Genomic DNA, 3,469 nt, shown 5'->3' with positions numbered 1-3,469 from the left:
TTCAAGGGCGGCCGCGAGACGTTGCAAATCTGTGTCGACTCGCTCGCCGAAGGCGCCAAGAACGCGCTGCCGGTCGGCATTGCCTGCGCCATTGTCGGCATCGTCATCGGCACGCTGACGCTGACCGGCATCGCCTCGACCTTCATCGGCTGGATCATCTCGATCGGCGAGGACAATCTGTTCCTGTCGCTGGTGCTGACCATGGTCACCTGCCTGGTGCTGGGCATGGGCATTCCGACCATTCCCAACTACATCATCACCTCGTCGCTGGCCGGGCCGGCGCTGCTCGAGCTTGGCGTGCCGCTGCTGGTCAGCCACATGTTCGTGTTCTATTTCGGCATCATGGCCGATTTGACGCCCCCGGTGGCGCTGGCGGCGTTCGCCGCCGCACCGATGGCCAGGGAAAGCGGCCTGAAAATCGGCATCCAGGCGACCAAGCTGGCCATTGCCGGCTTCGTCGTGCCGTTCATGGCGGTCTACACGCCGGCGCTGATGCTGCAGGACGCAGGTCCGATCGCCGCCCAGTTCGGCTATCCCGTCGAGGTCGGCTACATCGTCGCCAAGGCGTGCATGGGCATCGTGCTGTGGGGTGCCGCCGCCGTCGGTTTTCTGGTCACCCGCATGGCGTGGTGGGAGCGGCTCGTCGCCTTCGCGGCCGGCGTGCTGCTGGTCGCCGCGGTGCCGCTCACCGACGAGGCCGGCTGGGTGCTGGCGCTGGCCTGGATCGGCTGGCACTGTTTTCGCGCGCGGCAGGCTTCAGTCAGAACATGAGCCTGTGCATCCTGGCCGCGGGCAAGACGGTAACGCTCTCCGTCGCCGCCTTCACGCTGTCCTGGACGCATTCGGTGGAACGGACGCGCTGGCAAGAAGACTGGAAGGTCACGTCCTCCGGCCTGCAGGTGGTCGAAGCCCGGATCGAGGGCTCGGGCGCCGGCATGGAGCCGCCGGAAGGCGCGGTGCTGAAGGAGGGTTGGTGGAGCTATGCGCCTGATGTCGGCCCGCAGCGGCGCGTCGTGCTCGCCGCTTCAGGTGCAACCAGCGACGGCTGGACACTGTGCACGGTTCAGGGCTGCCGGGAATTGGGGAGGACGGCAGGCGGACCGATCGTGCTCGAGCCGTGCCGGCCGGATGGCACGAGCCAGCCGCGGTAGCGCATAGCCACACCCTCAGCCAAGGAACCGCTTGCGCAGCTCCGGAGAAGGAATGTCGCAAGCATCCTTCCTGCCGAACAGGGCGTAGCGGTTCCTGGCGATGCGATCATAGAGCCAACCACGCAGCGGGCGCGGCAACAGCAACAGTGCCTTGGCCGCCCGCCAAGGCCAGCCGAGTTCCGCCATGACGGCGACAAAACTGTCCAGCCGCGTGAAGGCGACGCCGTCGATCAGGACGAGATTGGTTTCGTAAGAGTCGGTGCGCAGTCCATGCTTCCGGAACAGCGCTTCACCGAAGGGCGACTGCGCGGTGGCGAAGCGGAAACGGCCTTGGCGGTCGAGCCTGACCACCATGCGCACGAAACCGGAGCAGAGCACGCAGACGCCATCGAAAACGATCAATGGATGGCGTGAGTCGAGAACTGTTTCGAAGGGACGAGTTGACTGGGGTCGAACTGGTTGAAGATGGTCCGTCACGCTGGCCTCGGCTGCTCGTGTCCTATGACACTAAGCCGGCCAGCGATGGTATCAAAGCCGTGGCGATGTCGCACGGCGCCTGTCGGCGAGAGCGGGACGCTCGGCGCGATAGGTGGTGGCGCGGATAGAGGCGGCCGGCCTGCAGATCCGGCTGTTGTGGCGATTTTCGAAAGCCATGATCAGTGCGCGCCCAGCGAGTTGCCGCGACGGGCGCAGGCCGGGCCGGGGCCGCGCATGTAATAGCGTTCGGGCCGGTAGGTCGGCGCAACGAATTCGCGGATGGCGGCGGCATAGCCGATGAGGTGCGCGAGGAAGTTCATTACCTTGTCCCTGTCCCGATTTTCGGATGTCCCTTCCGAATTGCGGTCATCATAGCGTCGAGGCGTGAATAGTCGGTGAACGTGATGTTAATATCTGGTCGAAAATGCCTTGCTTCGTGGCTGGAATGCGGCTGATTCGGGGTCTTTCCGTGCAGTTGGTTGGCATTCCGGCCAATGTGACTTTTGCATCACATATGTTTCGTTTGAATGTCGCCTGCGCGCGGTTCTGTTTCAACTTTTGCCGAGCCCGCGAAATTTCCGTGCTGGCGGCCAGAACCACTCAGGCGGCCCCTTGGCATCCAGATCGGCGCGGGAGCGCGGAACTGGAGCGCGATCTGTCCGTTCTCACCTTCATCTGGTTCTGAAGGGAAGATATCATGGCGCCGCGTCCGGCCTGGAGAGGCTATCTGAAGCTTTCGCTGGTCACCTGTGCCGTCGAACTGACCAATGTCGTCACCCATACGGAGCGGGTCTCGTTTCGCATTCTCAACCGCAAGACCGGCAACACGGTGAAGCGCCTCTATGTCGATGCCGAAACCGGCAAGCCGTTGGAGGAGGATGACGAGATCAAGGGTTATGAACTCGACGATGGCAATTTCATCCATATCGAGGAAGACGAGATCGAGGCGGTGCAGATCGAATCCTCGCACACGATGGCGCTCGACGGTTTCGTCGACAAAGCTTCGATCCAGCAGATCTATCTCGACACGCCCTACTATGTGGCGCCCGCCGACAAGGTGTCGGAAGAGGCGTTCGCCGTCATTCGCGATGCGATGGCGGGCAAGAAGATGGCCGGGCTGGCGCGTATCGTGCTCTACCGACGCGAACGGCCGGTGGTGATCGAACCGCTCGGCAAGGGCATGGTGCTGACGACGCTGCGCTACGACAACACGGTACGGCAACCGGACACCGTCTTCGGCGACATCGAGCCCGTGAAGACCGATCAGGAGATGACCGATCTGGCCGAGTTGATCATCGACAAGAAGAAGACGAAGTTCGATCCCTCGAAATTCGACGACAAATACGAGGACGCGCTGCTGGAGCTGATCCGCGCCAAGAAGGCCGGCCACAAGGCGCCGAAGGCCAAGGCGGCGCCCAAACCTTCCAATGTCGTCAATCTGTTCGACGCGCTGAAGAAGAGCCTGTCGGACTCCGGGTCATCGAAAACATCTTCGTCGGCGAAGGCCAGGCCAGCGGCCAAACGCGCCAAGTCGAAAGCCAGCGCGCCCAAACGCAAATCGGCGTGAGGAACCCAACGGATGGCCAGCCTCGAACAATATCACTCCAAGCGCGATTTCAAGAAAACCGCCGAACCGGCCGGCAAGGTCGCCCGGACCAAGCAGGGCGAGGCCGGCGGCATCTTCGTCATCCACAAGCATGCCGCGACGCGGTTGCATTACGACTTGCGGCTCGAGCATGACGGCGTGCTGTGGAGTTGGGCGGTGACGCGCGGCCCGAGCCTCGACCCGCATGAGAAGCGACTGGCTGTCCATGTCGAGGATCACCCGATCGACTATGCGC

Annotated in this window: 7 protein-coding genes; 5 read left to right on the top strand and 2 right to left on the bottom strand. The window is 63.1% G+C overall.

The annotated features are described in order from the left end of the window. On the top strand, positions 1 to 771 hold a 771-nt coding region (locus EN969_RS22315; RefSeq protein WP_127419399.1), incomplete at its 5' end, for a TRAP transporter large permease subunit. After that, complete coding sequence (locus tag EN969_RS22310) at positions 768 to 1,151, top strand: DUF1850 domain-containing protein (RefSeq protein ID WP_063169651.1); 384 nt, start codon at positions 768 to 770, stop codon at positions 1,149 to 1,151. The genes EN969_RS22315 and EN969_RS22310, both read left to right, overlap by 4 nt. Before the next feature lie 15 nt (positions 1,152 to 1,166). On the opposite strand, the gene EN969_RS22305 is transcribed toward EN969_RS22310, so the two are convergent. Then, complete coding sequence (locus EN969_RS22305) at positions 1,167 to 1,553, bottom strand: DCC1-like thiol-disulfide oxidoreductase family protein (RefSeq protein WP_255337212.1); 387 nt, start codon at positions 1,551 to 1,553, stop codon at positions 1,167 to 1,169. A gap of 254 nt (positions 1,554 to 1,807) precedes the next feature. Further along, positions 1,808 to 1,948 (bottom strand): hypothetical protein, encoded by a 141-nt coding sequence (locus tag EN969_RS22300; protein ID WP_013528645.1) that lies wholly within the window; start codon positions 1,946 to 1,948, stop codon positions 1,808 to 1,810. 125 nt (positions 1,949 to 2,073) lie between these two features. Between EN969_RS22300 and EN969_RS35585 the strand changes: the two genes are divergently transcribed. From EN969_RS35585 to EN969_RS22285, 3 genes are all read left to right on the top strand, one after another. Beyond that, on the top strand, positions 2,074 to 2,313 hold the full coding sequence (locus EN969_RS35585) for a hypothetical protein (RefSeq protein ID WP_127274001.1): 240 nt from the start codon (positions 2,074 to 2,076) through the stop codon (positions 2,311 to 2,313). Positions 2,314 to 2,325: 12 nt separating this feature from the next. Then, positions 2,326 to 3,195 (top strand): Ku protein, encoded by an 870-nt coding sequence (locus tag EN969_RS22290; RefSeq protein WP_063169649.1) that lies wholly within the window; start codon positions 2,326 to 2,328, stop codon positions 3,193 to 3,195. Between the two features lie 12 nt (positions 3,196 to 3,207). Then, positions 3,208 to 3,469: DNA polymerase ligase N-terminal domain-containing protein (locus EN969_RS22285; protein ID WP_281060023.1), on the top strand; the 262-nt coding region annotated here is incomplete at its 3' end.

The sequence above is a fragment of the Mesorhizobium sp. M7A.F.Ca.CA.003.01.2.1 genome, from assembly GCF_003998945.1.
GTDB lineage: Bacteria > Pseudomonadota > Alphaproteobacteria > Rhizobiales > Rhizobiaceae > Mesorhizobium > Mesorhizobium ciceri.
Note: the sequence above shows the minus strand (reverse complement) of the source record. Positions and strands in the feature narration are given on the sequence as shown.